The sequence below is a fragment of the Seongchinamella sediminis genome (genome assembly GCF_003457605.1).
GTDB classification, from domain to species: Bacteria; Pseudomonadota; Gammaproteobacteria; order Pseudomonadales; family Halieaceae; genus Halioglobus; species Halioglobus sediminis.
On the sequence record NZ_QRAN01000010.1, the window covers coordinates 75,054 to 93,189 of the forward strand.

Sequence of the window (18,136 nt, forward strand, 5' to 3'; positions counted from 1 at the left end):
GTGCCCCAGCAACCGGAGCAACCGGAGCAACCGGAGTTAATATGAAACAACGTTATTTTTTCTTTGTTAGTACTTTTGCGGACGGCAAACAGGTCATCGAAGATCTGAAAAGCTTTGGCGTTAGCGAAGATGACCTGCACGTTATCGCCAATGATGAGGTCATCCTCGAGCCCCTTCCCGAGGCGGACATCACCCACCGCAGCGACGTGGTGCAGGCCGCCAAACGCGGCGCGGCCACCGGCGGCGCCATGGGGCTGCTGGGTAGCCTGGTCGCGGTCACCGTGCCCCCGGCGGGCCTGACCCTGGGGGGCGGGGCGATTCTGGCCGGCACCGCGCTGGGCACCGCTCTCGGCACCTGGTTCAGCACCCTGGTCGGCGTCAGCGTCCCCAACCAGGAGGTGGAAGATTACCGCGAGCGGATTGACCGCGGCGAACTGATGGTGATCGTGGACTGCGAGCCAGACCAGCATTCACAGCTGGCGGCCATGCTGGAGTCCCGGCACTCCGGGACATTATTGCAACGGGGTAATCTGGACGCCGCCTGAATGCAGCGGCGTTCAACCGCGTTCCAGCCCCGCACCTGCTGTCTGTCAGCGCCGCCCACTCACCTGTTCCAGGGTGCGCTGGTACTCGGCAGCGTGCCGTCCGCCCAGGGCGACCGCGCGCCGGGCGTGCACCAGCGCCTCCTGCCGCTGGCCCTGCCTGAATAACAGCATCGCCAGATTGTTGTGCGCGGGTGCGTAGCGTTCATCCTGCAGTAATATGTCGCGATACACCGAAACAGCTGCCTGCGCCGCGCTCGCAGCAGCATATGCTTCGGCCAGCATCATCTGCAGCGGCACGTTTGCCGGCCATCTGCGGACACCTGCCTGCGCGGCAGCCACAGCAGCTTCGGCCTCACCCTGCTGCAGGAAGTCAGCCAGTGCCACCAGGTAGCGCTGCTGTGGTATGAAGGTGGGCAGTTCTCCGGGCGGCAGCGCAACAAAACCCCAGTAGTCACTGCGCTGCCAGGTTCTTTCAAATACCCGCAAGGACGATACCCGGCGCCGGGTCTCGCCGGAACGCAATACGATGTCACCGGCCTCCAGGTCATAGCCGACTACCACGGCGTAATGCCAGCGCGGAATGAGATCTACCCCCAGATTCTGCATGACCAGCACGGGGCTCCCTGCGTCCACCGCCGCCAACAGCGCCTCCAGGCGAGGTTCCACCATAATCGGTATCACCTGCTGTTGCCGCGCGGCGGCCAGCATTTCGACCTGCAGGCTGCCCTGCTTCGCGGGCACATAAACAGCGTCCACCAGGTCGTCCGGTTTTACATCGCGACCGGCAGTGGTGAGCAGGGTGGCGAGCGCCGCCGGGCCACACTGGTAGGCCGACTGGGGATAAAAGGCGACCTGCTCAAGCTCCCGACTGGCGCTGTACCCGATGCCGCCGCCATCCCTGGCGTCCATGAGCTGGTCAAACTGGGGGGAACTGGCGCACCCGGCAAGCGCCAGCAGCAGCGTCGCGGCCGCCCGGTAACGCTTGGCTACAGTGCTCCCCGCTGAGCGCAAGGCCTTCAGCTACTGCCCTGCTGCCGGTAATGACTGGCTAGATTTTGGGAAAAATATCCGTGACACCGGCGATGTCCAGCAGGATAAGGATAAGCAGTACCAGGGCGATCGTGCCCAGCACGCCCGACCCCGCCGGCAGCTCGTCGATATTCTGGTGCAGGCTGGCAACTTCTGCATCGGTCAGGCTGGCAATGCGCATTTGCGCGTTGGCCGGGTCAACACCGAACTCGGTGAGTTGCCTGGCAACATCCTCGCGGCTCACCAGCGCCAGCAACTCGCTACGCTGATCGCTGACAAGCTGCTCCTGCACCAGATCCCGGGAATCAATCACTCCCGCGTTGACGCTGCTGCAAAGGCTGGCCCCGGGCAGCAGGATAACGAGGAAGTAGATGAAAAACCTGTTGCGGATGGAATTGTGCATGGAATGCTCCCTGTGTGTTGGAGTGACTCTGTCACCGATTATGCACCACCCGGGGTGTGGGAACGGTGCTAACAGTGCCCTGATCCCTACAAAACCTGTGGTTTTAGCAGGGCCCGGGGCGGGCACGAGGGGCGTACTATACCCTGTACGCGCACAACTTGCAGACTACTCGGGGCAGGTGGCGACCGCCGCACGGGGCAGGACGCCATGGGAAACGGCATCCGTCAGTGCGCAGCAACGCCGCCGGCGCCGGGATGGCAGACACCACCGTGGATTAACCTGCCTCGCTGCCCAGCGGCGGTCGTTCGACCACCCGCCGTTTGCCGCGGGCGCAGTCCGCCAGTTCGCGCATACCCTCCGGCTCGAAGGCGTCGACCCGGATCACGTCGTAGAGGGCGGTCAGCGCCTCCAGCAGCGGGCCGCGTTCCCCGGCGGACACCAGCCCCTGCTCCTGCGCCCAGTCCACCAGTTCCTCCCGCTGGTGCCCCATCAGTAATGCGGTGGCGTCTATCTGATCCTCGTCGCGGGCGCGAATGGCCTCGTTGAGCCGGCCGCGCACCTCCCTGGTGACCAGCGCCAGGCGGTAGGCGTTGAGCACCCGGCCCAGGGGGTCCGCCGGATCCTGCTTGCGGTAACAGCTCTCAGCCAGGTGATCGCGCAGGGGTGAATCCTCGACAATCGCCGCCGCAACCCGTGTGCCCAGGGCGTCCGAAGGCCCGCGCAGCCGCGTGTGCCCCGGCGGGAATACCAGCAGGCGCAGGGGCCAGCGCAGGGCGCGCACCGGGAAGTTGATGACAGCCGCCCACAGGGCCTGCTGGGCGCCGTAGAGGCTGGTTTCCAGGCTCCAGCGCACCAGGTCGACCTGGTCTTCGGGGCGGTCCTGGTCCAGCCAGTACTTGATCACCGCACTGCCGTAATACAAGTGGACCAGGCAATCCGCCATCCGCCCGGACAGCCGCTGCCTGGCCTTGAGCCCGCCGCCAATCGACAGCAGGGTGACATCGGTCAGCAGGGCGAAGGCGGCAGAGAAGCGGGCGAGCTGGCGATAGTAGCGCTGCAGGTTGCCGGTTTCGGGGACCGACTCCAGGGCCCCGCCGGCCCAGGCCAGGGCGCAGGAGCGCAGGCCATTGCGGGCACTGTGGGCAATGTGTCGATAGAAAATCGCATCGAAATCACGCAGGCCCTGTTCCTCGTCCGGGTCCTGGGCGGCGCTGATCTCGTCGGTAATAAAGGGGTGACAGCGGATCGCCCCCTGGCCGAACACCATCAGGCTGCGGGTCAGGATGTTGGCGCCCTCCACGGTGATGGCGATGGGCACCGCCTGGTAAGCCCGGGCGAGGAAATTGCGCGGGCCGGTGATTACCCCGCGCCCCGCCACCACGTCCATGGCATGGTTGATGGCGCTGCGCATCAGCTCGGTGTTCTGGTACTTGAGCAGGGCCGAGGGCACCGCCGGGCGCACCCCGCGGTCCAGCATGCCCGAGGTGAGCAGGCGCGCCGCGTTCATCTGGTAGGTGTAGCCGGCCAGCGGCTCCAGCGCCGCCTGCACCCCCTCGAACTGGCTGATCGAACGACCGAACTGCTCGCGGGTATAGGCATAGGCGCCGGTGGCCAGGCAGGCCAGTTTCCCGGCGCCGGTACCCAGGGCGGGCAGGGATACGGAGCGGCCAATGGACAGGCACTCGAGAAGCATGGTCCAGCCCTTGCCCAGCATCTCCTGGCCGCCAATCACCTGGCTCATGGGGATGAACACGTCGGTGCCCCAGGTGGGCCCGTTCATGAACACGGTGTTCATCGGCAGATGACGCGCGCCGGCGTGAACGCCCTCGAGCTCACGGGGAACCAGCACGCAGGATACGCCCACCACCTCGTCGCCACCGAGCAATGCGTCCGGGTCGTACACTTTCACCGCCAGACCGATCAGGCTCGCCACCGGGGCGAGGGTGATATAGCGCTTGTTCCAGGTGACCTTCAGGCCCAGCACCTCCTCGCCCTGCCACTGGCCGCGGCAGACAATGCCCTTGTCGGGGATGGCGCCCGCGTCGGAACCCGCCACCGGCGACGTCAGGGCGAAGCAGGGAACCTCCTCCCCCTGCGCCAGGCGCGGCAGGTAATGAGACTTCTGTTCATCGGTGCCGTAATGCTGCAACAATTCACCGGGACCGAGGGAATTGGGTACCATCACTGTCACCGCGCCCGACACGCTGCGGGTGGAAATCTTCATGACGATTTCCGAGTGGGCGGTGTGGGAAAAGCCCTTGCCGCCAAATTCGGCGGGGATTACCAGGCCAAAGAAGCCCTGTTCGCGCATGTAATCCCATACGGCTTCCGGCAGGTCGTAATCCTCGTGGGTGAGGGCCCAGTCGTCGAGCATGCCGCAGAGGGTTTCCACCGGCCCATCGATAAAGGCCTGCTCTGCATCGCTCAACTGCGCCGGCCGGGCCTCGATCAGACGCTCCCAGCGCGGCTTGCCGGAAAAGAGCTCACCATCCCAGTCCACCGACCCCGATTTCAGCGCCTCGGCCTCGGTAGCCGACAGGGTTGGCAACATGCCGCGCACCCGCGCCAGCAGGGGCCGGCTGACCCGCTCCAGGCGCATCGGCCCCGGGGTCAGCAGCAGCCAGGCGGCGAACAGCAGCAAACCACCCACCACCAGGTCGAGGAGATCGAACCCCTCCCACAGCAGGCCAAGGAACACGGCGCCTCCCAGGTACCAGAGGGCCTGCCTGCCGCCCTGGCCGCGGTAAAGCAGCACCAGCGCCACTATCAGGAAAAGGATCACAGTCATTACTCGTCAACTCCCGTACAAGGTTCTCTCATGATACGTTAGTTCAACTTCCGCGTATTACCAGCGACAGCGACCCGCGCCGCCTGCGGATGCCGACGGGCGACCGGGCAGACTGTCGCTGTTCAGTAAACCAGCACCAGGCTGATATGACGGCCGTCGTAGCGGATATCGGCGATGTTGCCCCTGAACGGCTGCAGGTAGGGGTGTGGCGGCAGCTGCGAGCGGATCGGCTTGCTGACCCGCTGCGACCACTCCGCCTGCAGCAGCCCCGAGAATTGCCGGGTCACGGAGTTCTCGCGGTCAAATACCAGCTGCTCCAGCAGCGGTTCGTGGAGCACCACTTCGCGGGAGCCAGCATCCCAGGCAACCCTGCCGGAGAGCATGGCCCGCCCGGTCTCGCTGACGGCAATGCCCTCAGCCGGACGGTGATCGTAGGCCTGGAGCCGTACCCCAAGCCCAATGCGCTCCGCATCCAGGAACATGACCTGCGGCTCGGTCAGCAGCAGCTTGAACTCGTCCACGGCCACCGCGACCGGAAAACTGGACACGGCAACGTCGCCGGCCAGTTGCTCGGATACTGGCACCGTGGTGGTGAAAGCAGCGTAAACCGCGCCGGTCAGGCAGAGACCGGCCAGCAGCGCCATCAACCTGCGTGTCGGGCAGGTCCTGTTGCGGGATTTCCGGGACATGGATACCTCTGGAGTTTAAGCCAGAGTATAAAACACCCGCCAGACAGCGGCTATCAGTCAGTCGCTATTGTGCCGGCGAACTGCCCGCTCCCCGGCAAGCGATCCGCTTACGCCGCCGCCTCAGGCGCCAGCGGCAGCTGCTTGTGCATTTGCGCCACCAGGCCGTCGGGCAGGCCGAGCCGGAATGCGAGCGCATCCAGGTACAGTTCCGACGCAACCCGTGAGGTATCAACCGCCAGCATCGAAGCCAGATACACTTCCGCCGCCAGCTCGGGGCAGTCAACCCGCTGGCTCAGCTCGGTCAGGCTCAGGGGGCTGCGCATCGCATCGAACACCAGGGCTTTTTCATCGACCTCCAGGCCCAACTCCTCGACCCGACCGAGGATGCGTTCGCGCTCCTGCGGGTCGAGGTGCCCGTCAGCACAGGCCGCGGCGATCATCGCCTGTACCAGCAGGAACGCGCGGGAGCCGCTGGAATCGTCATCGGGATTAATGGCGAAGCCCTGCTCCTCAAGCCCGGACCACACCGGGCTGGCGCGGTGCTGCTGGCGCTGCGCACCCGCGGGTGCCGCTGCGGGCTGGCCCTGCTGGCCCTGCTGGCCCTGCTGGCCCTGCTGGCCCTGCTGGGCGGAATAGCCCTGATAGGCCTTCCAGGCGAGGCCGCCGAGGGCGGCAATACCGCCCACCTTGAGCACCGTGCCGGCGGTCTTGCGCGCTTTTTTGTTACTCATCAGCGCGCCGCTGACCGCGCCGCCGGCCAGCCCGCCCAGCACCCCACTGCCGGCCAGGTTAGACATTATCCTGTCGAAGTTCATCGCTTGCCCTCCTGTTTGTGACTGACCATGTTAGTCGGCGGCGAGCCAGCCACAAGGCGGTTTTTCCAGCGCATTACTCAGGCTTAACCGAACTCAGGCAGCGGGAAACAGCTGTTCCCTGGCCTGCTCGATCACCGCCAGCACCGCCGGGTTCTTGAGCCGCCGTTCCGGGGAAATGGCCAGGTAGGTTTCACGCACTCCCTCCGCCATGCCGATCACCCGCGCGCTGTACATGCGCTCGATTTCAGGGGCAATGGCATGGGGGGCGGGAAACACGCCAGCATCGCCCGCGCCAAACATTTTGAGCAGGGCACTGTCGTCAAACTCGGCAACAACCCGCGGTTCTATCCCCACCTGCTCGAACCAGTCATCGAGATCCCTGCGCAGGGCAGAACCACGACCCGGCATCAACATGGGTGCGCCGTGCAGTGACTGGGGAAAGTTCGTCTGGTACCGGCGTATCGCCGCCGGTTTGCAGAACAGGGCGATCGCGCTGTCACCCAGGGTGTGGTTATAGGCCTTGACGTTGGTATTGACCGGCAGCCGCCGGTCCGACAACACCAGGTCCAGACGGTGCACCGCAAGGTCGGCGAGCAAATCATCCAGGTCGCCCTCGACGCAGCACAGGCGCATGTCCGACTCCGTCGCCACCACCGGTTGCAGCACACGATGGGCAATCAGCTTGGCAATGGAGTTAACGATGCCAACGTTCAGCACCTGGCCGACAGCCTGGCGGCCGCGCACCACCTGGGCCAGCTCACCGCCCAGGGCGAATATGTCATCGGCGTATTGCTTGACCAGATTGCCCGTGTCGGTGAGCACCAGGCCCCGGCCCGCCCGCTGGAACAGGGGCTCTCCCACCGCCTCGTCCAGCAGCTTGAGCTGGCCCGAAATGGTCTGCGGGGTAATGTGCAGTACCTCTGCCGCCCGGGCAATGCTGCCCTCATTGGCCACGGTCCAGAAGTAGTGAAGATGGCTGTAGTTGAGATGACGCACCTGTGGCCTCCCTGAGAACAGGTATAACTTCGATTTATACGAAGGTTACAGAAAACAGGATCGACTATACCTGATTAAAGAGGCTGTACCCGCGGGCCCAAGTCTGGCTAAATGCAGGCTGCCCATCTGTGCTGGCCCTGATCCGCGGCAATAGCCAGCGCGGGGCAGCGATGGCAGCTACTGCAGGATTAGAATGACAATCAGTAAATTCTGGCCAGGTTTTTACTGCGGCATTTGCGCCGCCCTGCTGGCAGCCTGTTCCCCCATGCCGGAGACTGTCGACACCGCCGACTATGTACCCCTGTCGCTGGCGCCGGCCAATTTTGCCGGCGTGATCGATCGCCGGGCGGACTTTCGCGCTATTTACTGCGAGGTACCTACCGACCCGCAAGCCTGCGTGCAACAGTTGCGCCGGTTCCGCGACGAAGGGCCCGCACAGGCCGTTCCCACCATTGATGCCGCACGGCGCGGCGATTTTCGCATTGCGGTGGCGCTGGGCGTGGGCTGGGACTGCGTGCGTGAACTCATCGACGAACCCGAGCTGCCACTGAACCAGCTACGCAGCCTGGGTTTTGATACCCGGCTGATCCCGGTGGAGGGGCTCTCCGGCAGTGAGCGCAATGCCGAACTGTTGTTTAACTCCTTGAAGGGCGAACTCAATGACCCGCGGCCGCTGCTCCTGGTGGGCTATTCCAAGGGCACCAACGACATCATGGTGGCCCTGGAAAATTACCCGCAACTCGCGGCGAATACCGCCGCATTGATCAGTGTCGCCGGCGCCATCGGCGGCTCACCGGTTGCCGAGAACGACTCGGGAAACACCGAGAAACTGCTTCACTTCAGCCCCTTCGGGGACTGTGGCGAGGGTGACGGCCTGGCCCTGGAAAGCCTGAGCCCGAGGGTACGCCACGCCTGGCTGAAAGACCACCTGCCGCTCCCGGTGCCGGCCTACTCGCTGGTGACAGCGCCGGAGCCCGCCAGAGTCTCGCGCGCCCTGCGCTCACCCTACAAGGTGCTGGGAGTGGTACATCCGCTCAATGACGGCGCGCTCCTGCACTGGGACCAGCTGCTGCCCGGCAGCACCCTGCTGGGCTACGCCAACGCGGATCACTGGGCGGTAAGCGTACCGCTGGACATGTCGGGCATACCCCTCGGCAGTTTTTTGGTGACTAACGACTACGACCGCCTCGGTCTGTGGCGAAGCATGCTGGATTTCGTGATCGCTGACCTCGTTGAAGGTCCGGTGACAACTCCGGCTGTACCCCGATGACCTGGCGGCGTCAGCTTTCAGCAGACTTGCTGTTCAGCTTGTCCAGAATATCCACCGGCATGGGAAAGACGATGGTGTTGCTTTTGTCGCCGGCTATTTCCACCAGGGTCTGCATGTAGCGCAGCTGGATCGCCTTGTCCTCGTGGGCCAGGACCTCAGCGGCCGCGGCCAGCTTCTCCGCCGCCTCGTACTCACCGATGGCGTGGATAACCTTGGCGCGACGCTCCCGTTCGGCCTCGGCCTGCTTGGCGATGGCCCGCACCATGGTCTCGTTGAGGTCCACGTGCTTGATTTCGACGTTGGCCACCTTGATCCCCCAGGCAGCGGTCTGCTTGTCGAGGATGTCCTGGATGTCCGTGTTCAGGCGCTCGCGTTCGGCGAGCATATCGTCCAGTTCGTGCTGGCCCAGCACCGAGCGCAGGGTAGTCTGGGACAGCTGGCTGGTGGCCTCGAGGTAGTTCTCCACCTGGATAATGGCCCGTTCCGGGTCCAGCACCCGGAAGTAAATCACCGCGTTGACCTGCACCGACACGTTGTCACGCGAGATCACATCCTGGGTGGGAACGTCCATGACCACAGTCCGCAGGTCCACCCGCACCATTTGTTGCAGCACCGGGATGACGATGATGAGCCCGGGGCCCTTGACCTTGTAAAACCGGCCCAGCATGAAGATTACCCCGCGCTCATACTCCCGCAGCACCCTGAACATGGACACCACAAGGGCGATGACCAGCAGGGTGATCACGCCGCCAAAATACTCGAATCCAAACATCAGCTATTCTCCCGGTGAGGTTTACTCACCTTCAATACCAGGCCGTCCAGCGCATCGACCACTACCTCGTCGTGTTCCGCCAGGCTAGTGCTCGATTGCGCGTGCCACAGCTCGCCGTCCAGGCGTACCCAGGTGGCGTCGGGGGTCACCCGCTCGACCACGCCAAATTGGCCGACCAGGTGCTCGACGCCGGTAACGCTGGCCTGGCGCCGGGCCTTGAGGACCAGGCTCAGGGCGAGGCTCAACACCGCGACGCTGAACACGGCAAACGCGGCGATGACCGGCATGGCGATGCGATAGGCCGGCAATTCCGTATCCATCAGCATCACCGAACCGATGATGAACGCCACCAGGCCGCCTATACCCAGGATGCCGAAACTGGGGGCAAAGGCCTCCGCCACCATCAGCGCGATGCCCAGCAGTAACAGTCCCAGCCCCGCGTAACTTACCGGCAGCACCTGCAGGGCATAGAGGGCGAGCAGCAGGCACAGCGCTCCCATCACGCCGGGCAGGCCAATGCCCGGGTTGTAAAACTCGATAATCAGCCCGTAAATGCCCACCAGCATCAGGATGTAGGCCACATTGGGGTTGGTAATCACCGCCAGGAACTCACTGCGCCAGTCGACCGGGTGGTGGTACACGGGCAGCCCGGCTGTCTGCAGGGTAAGCTCGCCACTGTCCAGCGCGACTGCGACACCGTCTGCCTGCTGTAACAGGTCCTCGACCGAAACCGCCATGAAGTTGACGACCCCCTCGCTGACTGCATCCTCGGCGGACAGGCTCTCACCTGCGCGCACCGCACGTTCGGCCCACTCGGCATTGCGGCCGCGCAGCTGGGCCAGCCCCTGGATGTAGGCTACCGCGTCGTTGATGATTTTCTTTTCCATGGCGGAGGGGGAATCCGGGGCTTTATCCTGGTCCCCGCCGCCGGGAAGGCCGGGTGCCCCGCCGATCTGCACCGGCGTGGCCGCGCCCAGGTTGGTACCCGGCGCCATCACCGCCAGGTGAGTGGCGTAGAGCAGGTAGGTACCGGCGCTGGCGGCCCTTGCCCCGGCCGGGGCCACGTAGCCCACCACCGGAATCGGGGAGGCGAGGATGGCCTTGATCATCTCGCGCATCGACAGGTCCAGTCCCCCGGGGGTATCGATACGCAGTATGACCAGTTCAGCGCCGGCGGCATTGGCCTGGTGAATACCACGGATGACGTGGTCGGCGCTGGCCGGGCCCACAGCCCCCTCCAGGTCCACCAGCCAGGCATCTGCCCTGGCCATGGAGGCGCACAGCGCCCACAGGAGGATGGAAAGGTACTTACACCAGCGTTGCAGGTTCATAGCCCCAGTATAGGCAAAGCGGCGGCATGTTGCCCTGCCCCCTCAGGCATTCACCACCCGGTAGCTCATGTAGGCGAGGTAGATCAGGACAAAAACCAGACCGGTCAACCGCCCCATGCGCGCATTCCCGGTCAGGAATACGACCACTAGGGCGACGGCCAGCACCAGTGAGAACAGCACATCCATGAGTCCGCCCGCGGGTATTGGCAGGGGCCGCACCAGGGCGCTGATCGGCAGCACGAAGAGGATGTTGAACAGGTTGGAGCCGATGACATTGCCAACACAGAGGTCGGCCTCGCCGCGAACTGCGGCGATGACAGAGGTCACCAGCTCGGGCATGCTGGTCCCCAGCGCCACCACCAGCAGGCCGATGATAACCGGCGGCACGCCCAGCAGGGTCGCCAGCGCCGCGCCATGGGTAATGGTCAGCTGCCCCCCCAGCAACAGTCCGCAGACGCCGGCCAGGACCAGCAGCCAGTCACGTCTCGCGCCGCCCCCATCCAGCGGCGCCATCGCCACCTCCAGCCCCTCTGCCCTGAGCACCATCGGGTCCTGGCGACTGCGCACCAGGTCGCCCACCGATATATAGATAATCGTGCTGAACATGAGCAGCAGGATAAGGCCATCAGAGCGGCTGATGCGGGCCGGACCCTCCGCCAGGGCGAGGTCGATCACCATCACCGCCAGCATCGAGGTCACCAGCATCAGCAGCGCCAGTTCGCGCCGGATCAGCTGACCCTGGAGGATTACCGGGCTGATCAGCGCGGAACAGCCGAGCACCATGCCCAGGTTGGCCAGGTTGGAACCGGCGACGTTGCCAAAGGCGAGCGAGGTCTGGTCCTGTATGGCGCCGATCACGTTGACCACCAGTTCCGGAGCGCTGGTGCCAAAGGCCACCACGGTCAGGCCCACCAGGGCCGGAGAAATGCCCCATCGGTCCGCCAGCCGGGTAGCCCCCGACACCAGTGCGGCACCACCTGCCAGCAACAGCAGGATGCCCAGCAATAGCAGGCCGACGGTCACGGTGTATTTCCACCCGTACTGTGCTCAGGCGGGATTTTACTCATCAGGCGAATCCAGGGCTGTTGGCAGTGATCTCCAGTATAGACCCTGCCGTGCCGGCCCCATAGGAAGGGCCAGAGCGCTAACGGCCATTGGCGCTCAGGACTGGCCCCGGGCATAACCCCGGATCATCCCCAGCAGCGCGCTGATCGCAGCGCGCTCTGCGGCGGACAGCTCCGGCCTCCAGACCTCGAATATCAGCACGATCCGGTCCCGATCGCTGTGGTTCCAGGCCTCGTGCTCGATGGAGTCATCGAAGATCAACAGCTCGCCCTCACGCCACTGCCTGCTCTCATTGCCAACCCGCAATTCCCCGCAATTTTCCGGCACCACCAGCGGCAGGTGACAGATCAGCCGGGTATTGAAGAAGCCGTGATGCGGCGGTATGTCAGTGCCCGGCTTCAGGCGGGAAAACAGCACATTGGGTGAAGCCCCCGGGATCACCGCCAGGGGCAGCTCCGCCAGGATACGGGTGGTTTCCGGAAACTGTTCCGCCAGCTCCCTGTTCAGCTCGCCGTCCTGCCACAGGTACAGCGCTCCCCAGTCGTCGCTGCCCCACAGGTCTGCGGAACTGGCCCTGGGCAGATCCTTGTTCTCCTCCAGGTAGGGCGCAAAGGTGATATCCCGCGCCAGGGCCTGTTGCAACTCGTGCTGGATAGGCCCCGTTGCCGCCTGCAGGCTCAACGCCCACGGGAAGTCCCCGGGCTCGAAGAACTGGACATGCGGCAGCTCCGGGAAGAAGAATTTGGACGGCTGCTGGGGATAAAACAGCTTTTCTCCGGTGCTGATAGCGAGCGCCTGCCCGAAGCGCGGACTGACCTTGTCGCCGTCGATATCCAGCTCAGCCAGCTGCTGCCTGAGGTAGTGCAGACGCTGGTCGGCCACCTGCTCACTGCGCTGCCGGGCCCGGTCCAGCTGATCCGCCAGCCCGGGCGGCGGCGTGTCCATACTCTCGCAGACCTGCAGCAGGGTCTGGTAAAACCTGGCCGCCTGCTCCTGCTGCTGCCAGTGCCACAGGTGATCGGCCTTGAACAACAGCGCCTGGGGATTGCGCGGCTCCAGCGCCAGCGCCTGTTCCACCGCTGCCAGGGCGCCCTGTTCGTCCTTGCAGTTGCCACAGGCATAGGCCAGGCCCATCCACAGCTGCAGGTTTGCCCGCGCCGGGGCGAGCGCGGGGTCCTCTCCCGACAGCAGCCCGGTAAAGCGTTGCCGGGCCACCTCGTGCTGGCCGCCCTGCAGGGCCTTCACCGCGTCGTTGACCATTGCCTGGAGGGATGGATGCGCCATGAACGAATTCACCGGAAAAAAGTAATGTTGGTTTTATACCGAAGACAGCGGCAAAAGTCTTGGGGCCTGTCGACGTTATCCGCGCCGGGCCGCTTGCCGCTCATCTGCCCGGCGACTGTGCGCGTATATTCTGCCGATGAGCGACTTCAAGCCGACAGACCCCGCAGCGCAACCAGGATCCACCGGTGGAGGCTTTCTCGAGCTGCCGCGGTTCAATGCGGTGGTGGTGGGCAATGGCGCCATCGGCACCGCCATCCTCGAGCGGCTGCTGGCCCTGCCCGCCCTGGAACATGGTTTCCTGCTGGCCCGGAGACCTGGCGGCGCCCCCGGAGACAGCCGGGTAAGCTCGCTTTACGTGGACGCCGAGCAGCCGCAATCCATCGCCGACGCTGCTGCCAATGTCAGCCGGCAGGTGGAGCGCATTCACCTGCTGTTCAATACCGTTGGCATGCTTCACGCTGACGGCCAGCGCCCGGAAAAGCGCCTGCGGGACCTCGACCCGGATCAGCTGCAGCGCTCCTTTGCCATCAATGCCACCTTCCTGCCACTGTTGTGCCAGGCATTTTCGCCGCTGCTCAAGCACCCCCAGCCGGCGGTGCTGGCATCGCTCTCGGCGCGGGTGGGCAGCATCGAAGACAATGGTCTTGGTGGCTGGTACAGCTATCGCGCGGCCAAGGCCGCCCACAACATGCTGCTGCGAACCCTGTCTCGCGAGTGGAAGATCAGCCACCGCAACGTCAGCCTCGTGGCACTGCACCCGGGCACGGTCGAGTCACGCCTGTCGGCGCCCTTCATCAGCGCCAGTTACCGCAACCGGGTTCTGTCGCCGGATGAAAGCGCAGCCGCACTGCTCGCGGTGATAGCGCAATTGACACCCGGGCGCACTGGCGACTTCCATGACTGGCAGGGCGAGCCAATCCCCTGGTGAGATCCCGGCAGTGGCCCGCTGGCTGAGCGGCGCTACCCGCGCTCGGCGCCACGGGTGAGCTGGTAGGGGTCCAGCAGTTGCCGTAATTCCTCGCGCGCGATGCCGGTTTCTTCCACCGCCACGTCAATCACCGGTCGCTGCTCGGCATAACTGCGCTTGGCGATGCTGGCGGCAGCCTCGTAACCGATGGTGGTATTGAGCGCGGTGACCAGGATCGGGTTACTGGCCAGCGACGCGGCAATGCGCGCTTCATTGACCCTGAAACCGGCGATAGTCGCGGCGCAGGCGCGGCAGGCCCAGGACAGGGTCTCACAGCCGGAAGACAGCCGGCCGGCGATCAAAGGCAGCATTACATTGAGCTGGAAACTGCCCGACTGCGCCGCCAGCGCCACGCTGGTATCGCCGCCTATCACCTCGGCGGCAACCATCAGCACCGCCTCCGGCAACACCGGGTTCACTTTCCCGGGCATGATGGACGAACCCGGCTGCAGCGCCTCGAGCTCGATTTCGGCCAGCCCCGACAGGGGCCCGGACGCCATCCAGCGCAGGTCATTGTTCACCTTCGATAACACCACGGCGAGACTGCGCAGCGCCGCAGAGCACTCCAGCGGCACATCCTGGCCAGCCATCCGCGCATAGGGATTGGGGCTTACCTCGAAATCCAGGCCACTCAACTGTTGCAGCTGCCGCGCCATCTGCGCGGCGAATCCTGCCGGCACATTGACACCGGTACCCACCGCCGAGCCGCCCAGGGGTAGCTGGCGCAGTCGGGGCTGCAGGTCGCCAAAGCGCTGCTCGCACTCCCGTAACTGGTAGGCCCAGGCCCCAAGCTCCTGGCCAAAGGTCAGTGGCATGGCGTCCATAAGATGGGTACGCCCGGTTTTGGTCAGCGCCTGCAACTCGTCGGCGCGCTCCCCCACCACGGCAATCAGCTCGCGCAGGGCCGGCAACAGCTGCTCGTGCAGGTCCCGCGCCGCGGTCACCAGTATGCAGCTGGGTATCATGTCGTTACTGCTCTGGCTGCAGTTGACGTGGTCATTGGGGTGGACCGCCTCGCCGCAGGCATCACTGGCAAGGCGCGCCAGCACCTCGTTCATGTTCATGTTACTGCTGGTGCCGGACCCGGTCTGGAACAGCGACACCGGGAACTGGTCCTCCAGCCCGCCGGCCATCACGGTTGCCGCTGCCTCGCTGATGGCGTCGGCAAACGCCGCTGGCAGGGCGCCGCACCCGGCGTTGGCCTGTGCCGCGGCCGACTTGATCATTGCCAGGTTGCCGATGAAGGCCGGGGGCATGGTATGCCGGTGAAGGCCGAAATTGTTCACCGCGCGCTGGGTCTGCGCGCCATACAGTGCCGCGGCGGGGACGCTTACCTCGCCCATACTATCGCGTTCGATTCTGTCACTCATTGGCTCTCCCACTGCTATAGTTCAACACTCAAGCCATAACAGCATAGTCTGTCTTAACACAAGTGGAGATGTAGCCCATGAGTACGCGATACAGCCAAGCAAACGCCCTGGAAACCGCACAGGGGGACTACACCATCTTCCCCTTTGACCATCTCGACGGTGCCGGCGACCCCCACTCCCTGCCCTATTCCCTGAAAATCCTGCTGGAAAACCTGCTCCGCCACGGCGATCAGGACTTCGTTACCGACGACGATGTGGAAGCGCTGGTCAACTGGGACCCCGCTGCCGAGCCCGCCCAGGAAATCGCGTTCGTGCCGGCGCGGGTCCTGCTCCAGGATTTCACCGGGGTACCGGCCATTGTCGACCTCGCGGCCATGCGCGACGCCATCATCGACCTCGGCGGCGAGGCGGACCGGATCAATCCACTATCGCCGGTGGAACTGGTGATAGATCACTCGGTCATGGTCGACCATTTTGGCAGCGCCGAGGCGCTGCAGCTCAACACCGATGTGGAAATCCAGCGCAATCTCGAGCGTTACCGCTTCCTGCGCTGGGGCCAGCAGGCCTTCGATAATTTCAAGGTAGTGCCCCCCGGGACCGGCATCGTTCACCAGGTGAACCTGGAGTACCTGGCTCGCGGGGTGTTCACCCAGGAAGGAGAGGGGCGCCGGCTGGCCTACCCGGACACCTTGGTGGGCACTGACTCACACACCACCATGATCAACGGCCTGGGCGTGCTTGGCTGGGGTGTCGGCGGCATCGAGGCGGAGGCGGCCATGCTCGGCCAGCCGGTGACCATGCTCATCCCCCAGGTGGTTGGCTTCCGCCTGGACGGCGCACTGGCCGAGGGGGCCACCGCCACCGATCTGGTGCTTACGGTGACCGAGGCCCTGCGGGCCCATGGGGTGGTGGGCAAGTTTGTTGAATTTTTCGGACCCGGCCTGGCCAGCCTCAGCCTGGCGGACCGGGCCACCCTGGCCAATATGGCCCCCGAATACGGCGCCACCTGCGGCATATTCCCGGTGGACGAGGAAACCATCAACTACCTGCGCCTGACCGGCCGTGACGAGGCGCAACTGGCGCTGGTGGAGGCGTACATGAAAACCATGGGCCTGTGGCACGACGCGTCGACGCCGCCGGCGCGCTACAGCTCGGAACTGAGCCTGGATCTGGGCGAGGTGGTACCCTCACTGGCCGGCCCCAAACGGCCCCAGGACCGTATCCCCCTGACCAGCGCCAGCACCAGCTTCCAGACTGCCCTGCAGGAATTCCAGGATTTGCACGCCCTAGCCCAGGAAGAAAGCGAGTGGTCCGAGGAAGGCGGCGCCATCGGCCAGGCCGGGGAAGCCGCCGTCGGTATGACCGTGGAACGGGGCGACTCGAGCTTCCGCCTGGAGCACGGCGCGGTGGTAATAGCGGCCATCACCAGCTGCACCAATACTTCCAACCCGGAGGTGCTGGTGGCTGCCGGGCTACTGGCGCGAAAGGCCCGGGAACGGGGCCTGCTTACCAGACCCTGGGTGAAGACCAGCTTCGCACCCGGCTCCAAGGTGGTCACCGAGTACCTGCAGAAGACCGGCCTGATGGCCGACCTGGAGGCGCTGGGCTTTTACCTGGTGGGCTACGGCTGCACCACCTGCATCGGCAATTCCGGGCCGCTGCCGGATGATATTAGCGCTGCGATCCGCAGCGGCGACCTGTTCGTGACCTCGGTGCTGTCGGGCAACCGCAACTTCGAGGGCCGCATCCACCAGGATGTGCGCGCCAACTACCTGGCCTCGCCGCCCCTGGTGGTAGCCTATGCGCTGGCCGGCAATATGGCGGTTGACCTGTACCGGGATGGCCTGGGAGAGGACAGTGCAGGCCGCACGGTAAAACTGGCCGACATCTGGCCCAGCAGCGAGGAAATCCGCAAGGTCGTCGCGGCCAACGTCGAGCCGGCCATGTTCCGGGAGCGCTACGCCGACGTATACACCGGCAACAAGGTATGGAACGAATTGCCGGTCGCCGACAGCCAGCAGTTTGACTGGCCGGATTCAACCTACGTGCGCAAGCCGACGTTTTTTGACGGCATGCCCCCAGAGGCCCAGGCAACGACCCGAATTGACCAGGCCCGCTGCCTGGTCAAGGTCGGTGACAGCGTTACCACCGACCACATATCGCCCGCCGGGGCAATCGCCATCGACAGCCCGGCGGGGGAGTACCTGCTCGCCAACGAGGTCGAGGTCAGGGATTTCAATTCCTACGGCTCCCGTCGCGGTAACCACGAGGTGATGATGCGCGGCACCTTTGCCAACGTGCGCCTGCGCAACGAACTGGCCCCGGGGACCGAGGGCAGCTGGACCACCTGCTTCAGCAACGGCGAAGTGATGTCGATTTTCGCTGCCGCCGAACGCTACCGCGAGGCCGGCGTGCCGCTTGTCGTTCTCGCCGGCAAGGAGTACGGCACCGGCTCCTCCCGCGACTGGGCCGCCAAGGGGCCTGCCCTGCTCGGAGTGCGCGCCGTGATCGCCCAGAGCTACGAACGCATCCACCGCTCCAACCTGATCGGCATGGGCATACTGCCGCTGCAGTACCTGCCGGGCGACGATGCCGAGTCACTGGGCCTGGATGGCAGCGAAAGCTTCAGCGTCGACCCGGTGCAGTCCGGCCAGGAGCAGGTCAAGGTCGGGGTCAGCCGCGCTGACGGCGAGGAATTCACCTTCGCCGCGGTGATCCGTATCGATACGCCCAACGAGTTCACCTACTACGCCAATGGCGGCATTCTGCACTACGTGCTGCGTACCCTGGCATCGCGATAGCCCGGCATTGT

The 18,136-nt window shown here is 64.8% G+C and carries 15 protein-coding genes; 4 read left to right on the forward strand and 11 right to left on the reverse strand.

From position 1 onward, the window contains the following. The first annotated feature begins 41 nt into the window (after positions 1-41). Positions 42-545 carry a DUF1269 domain-containing protein gene (locus tag DWB85_RS10775; protein WP_117954373.1) on the forward strand — a complete coding sequence of 168 codons (504 nt, stop codon included), beginning with the start codon at positions 42-44 and terminating at the stop codon, positions 543-545. A gap of 45 nt (positions 546-590) precedes the next feature. On the opposite strand, the gene DWB85_RS10780 is transcribed toward DWB85_RS10775, so the two are convergent. From DWB85_RS10780 to nhaR, 6 genes are all read right to left on the reverse strand, one after another. Then, on the reverse strand, positions 591-1,556 hold the full coding sequence (locus tag DWB85_RS10780) for a PA2778 family cysteine peptidase (protein WP_117954375.1): 966 nt from the start codon (positions 1,554-1,556) through the stop codon (positions 591-593). A gap of 37 nt (positions 1,557-1,593) precedes the next feature. Beyond that, positions 1,594-1,977, reverse strand: a complete 384-nt coding sequence (locus DWB85_RS10785) for a PA2779 family protein (RefSeq protein ID WP_117954378.1) — start codon at positions 1,975-1,977, stop codon at positions 1,594-1,596. Positions 1,978-2,251: 274 nt separating this feature from the next. Next, positions 2,252-4,765 (reverse strand): acyl-CoA dehydrogenase, encoded by a 2,514-nt coding sequence (locus DWB85_RS10790; protein WP_117954380.1) that lies wholly within the window; start codon positions 4,763-4,765, stop codon positions 2,252-2,254. Between the two features lie 122 nt (positions 4,766-4,887). After that, the gene (locus tag DWB85_RS10795; RefSeq protein ID WP_133300605.1) at positions 4,888-5,454 is read right to left on the reverse strand and encodes a hypothetical protein; all 567 of its coding nucleotides are present in this window, start codon (positions 5,452-5,454) and stop codon (positions 4,888-4,890) included. Positions 5,455-5,561: 107 nt separating this feature from the next. After that, positions 5,562-6,269 carry a tellurite resistance TerB family protein gene (locus DWB85_RS10800; RefSeq protein ID WP_117954385.1) on the reverse strand — a complete coding sequence of 236 codons (708 nt, stop codon included), beginning with the start codon at positions 6,267-6,269 and terminating at the stop codon, positions 5,562-5,564. A gap of 93 nt (positions 6,270-6,362) precedes the next feature. Beyond that, complete coding sequence (gene nhaR / locus DWB85_RS10805) at positions 6,363-7,265, reverse strand: transcriptional activator NhaR (protein ID WP_117954387.1); 903 nt, start codon at positions 7,263-7,265, stop codon at positions 6,363-6,365. Between the two features lie 193 nt (positions 7,266-7,458). Here nhaR and DWB85_RS10810 point away from each other — a divergent pair, with 193 nt between their 5' ends. Continuing rightward, a complete protein-coding gene (locus tag DWB85_RS10810) occupies positions 7,459-8,535 on the forward strand; it encodes a hypothetical protein (protein WP_117954390.1) in 1,077 nt (358 codons plus the stop codon). Positions 8,536-8,545: 10 nt separating this feature from the next. Here the strand turns inward: DWB85_RS10810 and DWB85_RS10815 are convergent, their stop codons facing one another. The 4 genes from DWB85_RS10815 to DWB85_RS10830 form a co-directional block, all read right to left on the reverse strand. Beyond that, a complete protein-coding gene (locus DWB85_RS10815; protein WP_117954392.1) occupies positions 8,546-9,307 on the reverse strand; it encodes a slipin family protein in 762 nt (253 codons plus the stop codon). Then, the gene (locus tag DWB85_RS10820; RefSeq protein WP_117954395.1) at positions 9,307-10,638 is read right to left on the reverse strand and encodes an NfeD family protein; all 1,332 of its coding nucleotides are present in this window, start codon (positions 10,636-10,638) and stop codon (positions 9,307-9,309) included. Before DWB85_RS10820 ends, DWB85_RS10815 begins: the two co-directional genes overlap by 1 nt. A gap of 42 nt (positions 10,639-10,680) precedes the next feature. Continuing rightward, entirely contained in the window at positions 10,681-11,661 is a 981-nt protein-coding gene (locus tag DWB85_RS10825; protein ID WP_117954397.1) for a calcium/sodium antiporter, read from the reverse strand. A gap of 138 nt (positions 11,662-11,799) precedes the next feature. Then, positions 11,800-12,987 carry an aspartyl/asparaginyl beta-hydroxylase domain-containing protein gene (locus DWB85_RS10830; protein WP_117954400.1) on the reverse strand — a complete coding sequence of 396 codons (1,188 nt, stop codon included), beginning with the start codon at positions 12,985-12,987 and terminating at the stop codon, positions 11,800-11,802. 136 nt (positions 12,988-13,123) lie between these two features. On the opposite strand from DWB85_RS10830, the gene DWB85_RS10835 reads away from it, so the two are divergent. Beyond that, positions 13,124-13,915 (forward strand): SDR family NAD(P)-dependent oxidoreductase, encoded by a 792-nt coding sequence (locus DWB85_RS10835; RefSeq protein WP_117954403.1) that lies wholly within the window; start codon positions 13,124-13,126, stop codon positions 13,913-13,915. Positions 13,916-13,947: 32 nt separating this feature from the next. Here the strand turns inward: DWB85_RS10835 and DWB85_RS10840 are convergent, their stop codons facing one another. Then, positions 13,948-15,324: a class II fumarate hydratase gene (locus DWB85_RS10840; protein ID WP_117954406.1), complete on the reverse strand. Its 1,377-nt coding sequence runs from the start codon at positions 15,322-15,324 to the stop codon at positions 13,948-13,950. A gap of 77 nt (positions 15,325-15,401) precedes the next feature. Here DWB85_RS10840 and acnA point away from each other — a divergent pair, with 77 nt between their 5' ends. Continuing rightward, positions 15,402-18,125, forward strand: a complete 2,724-nt coding sequence (gene acnA / locus DWB85_RS10845) for an aconitate hydratase AcnA (RefSeq protein WP_117954408.1) — start codon at positions 15,402-15,404, stop codon at positions 18,123-18,125. Positions 18,126-18,136: the final 11 nt, after the last annotated feature.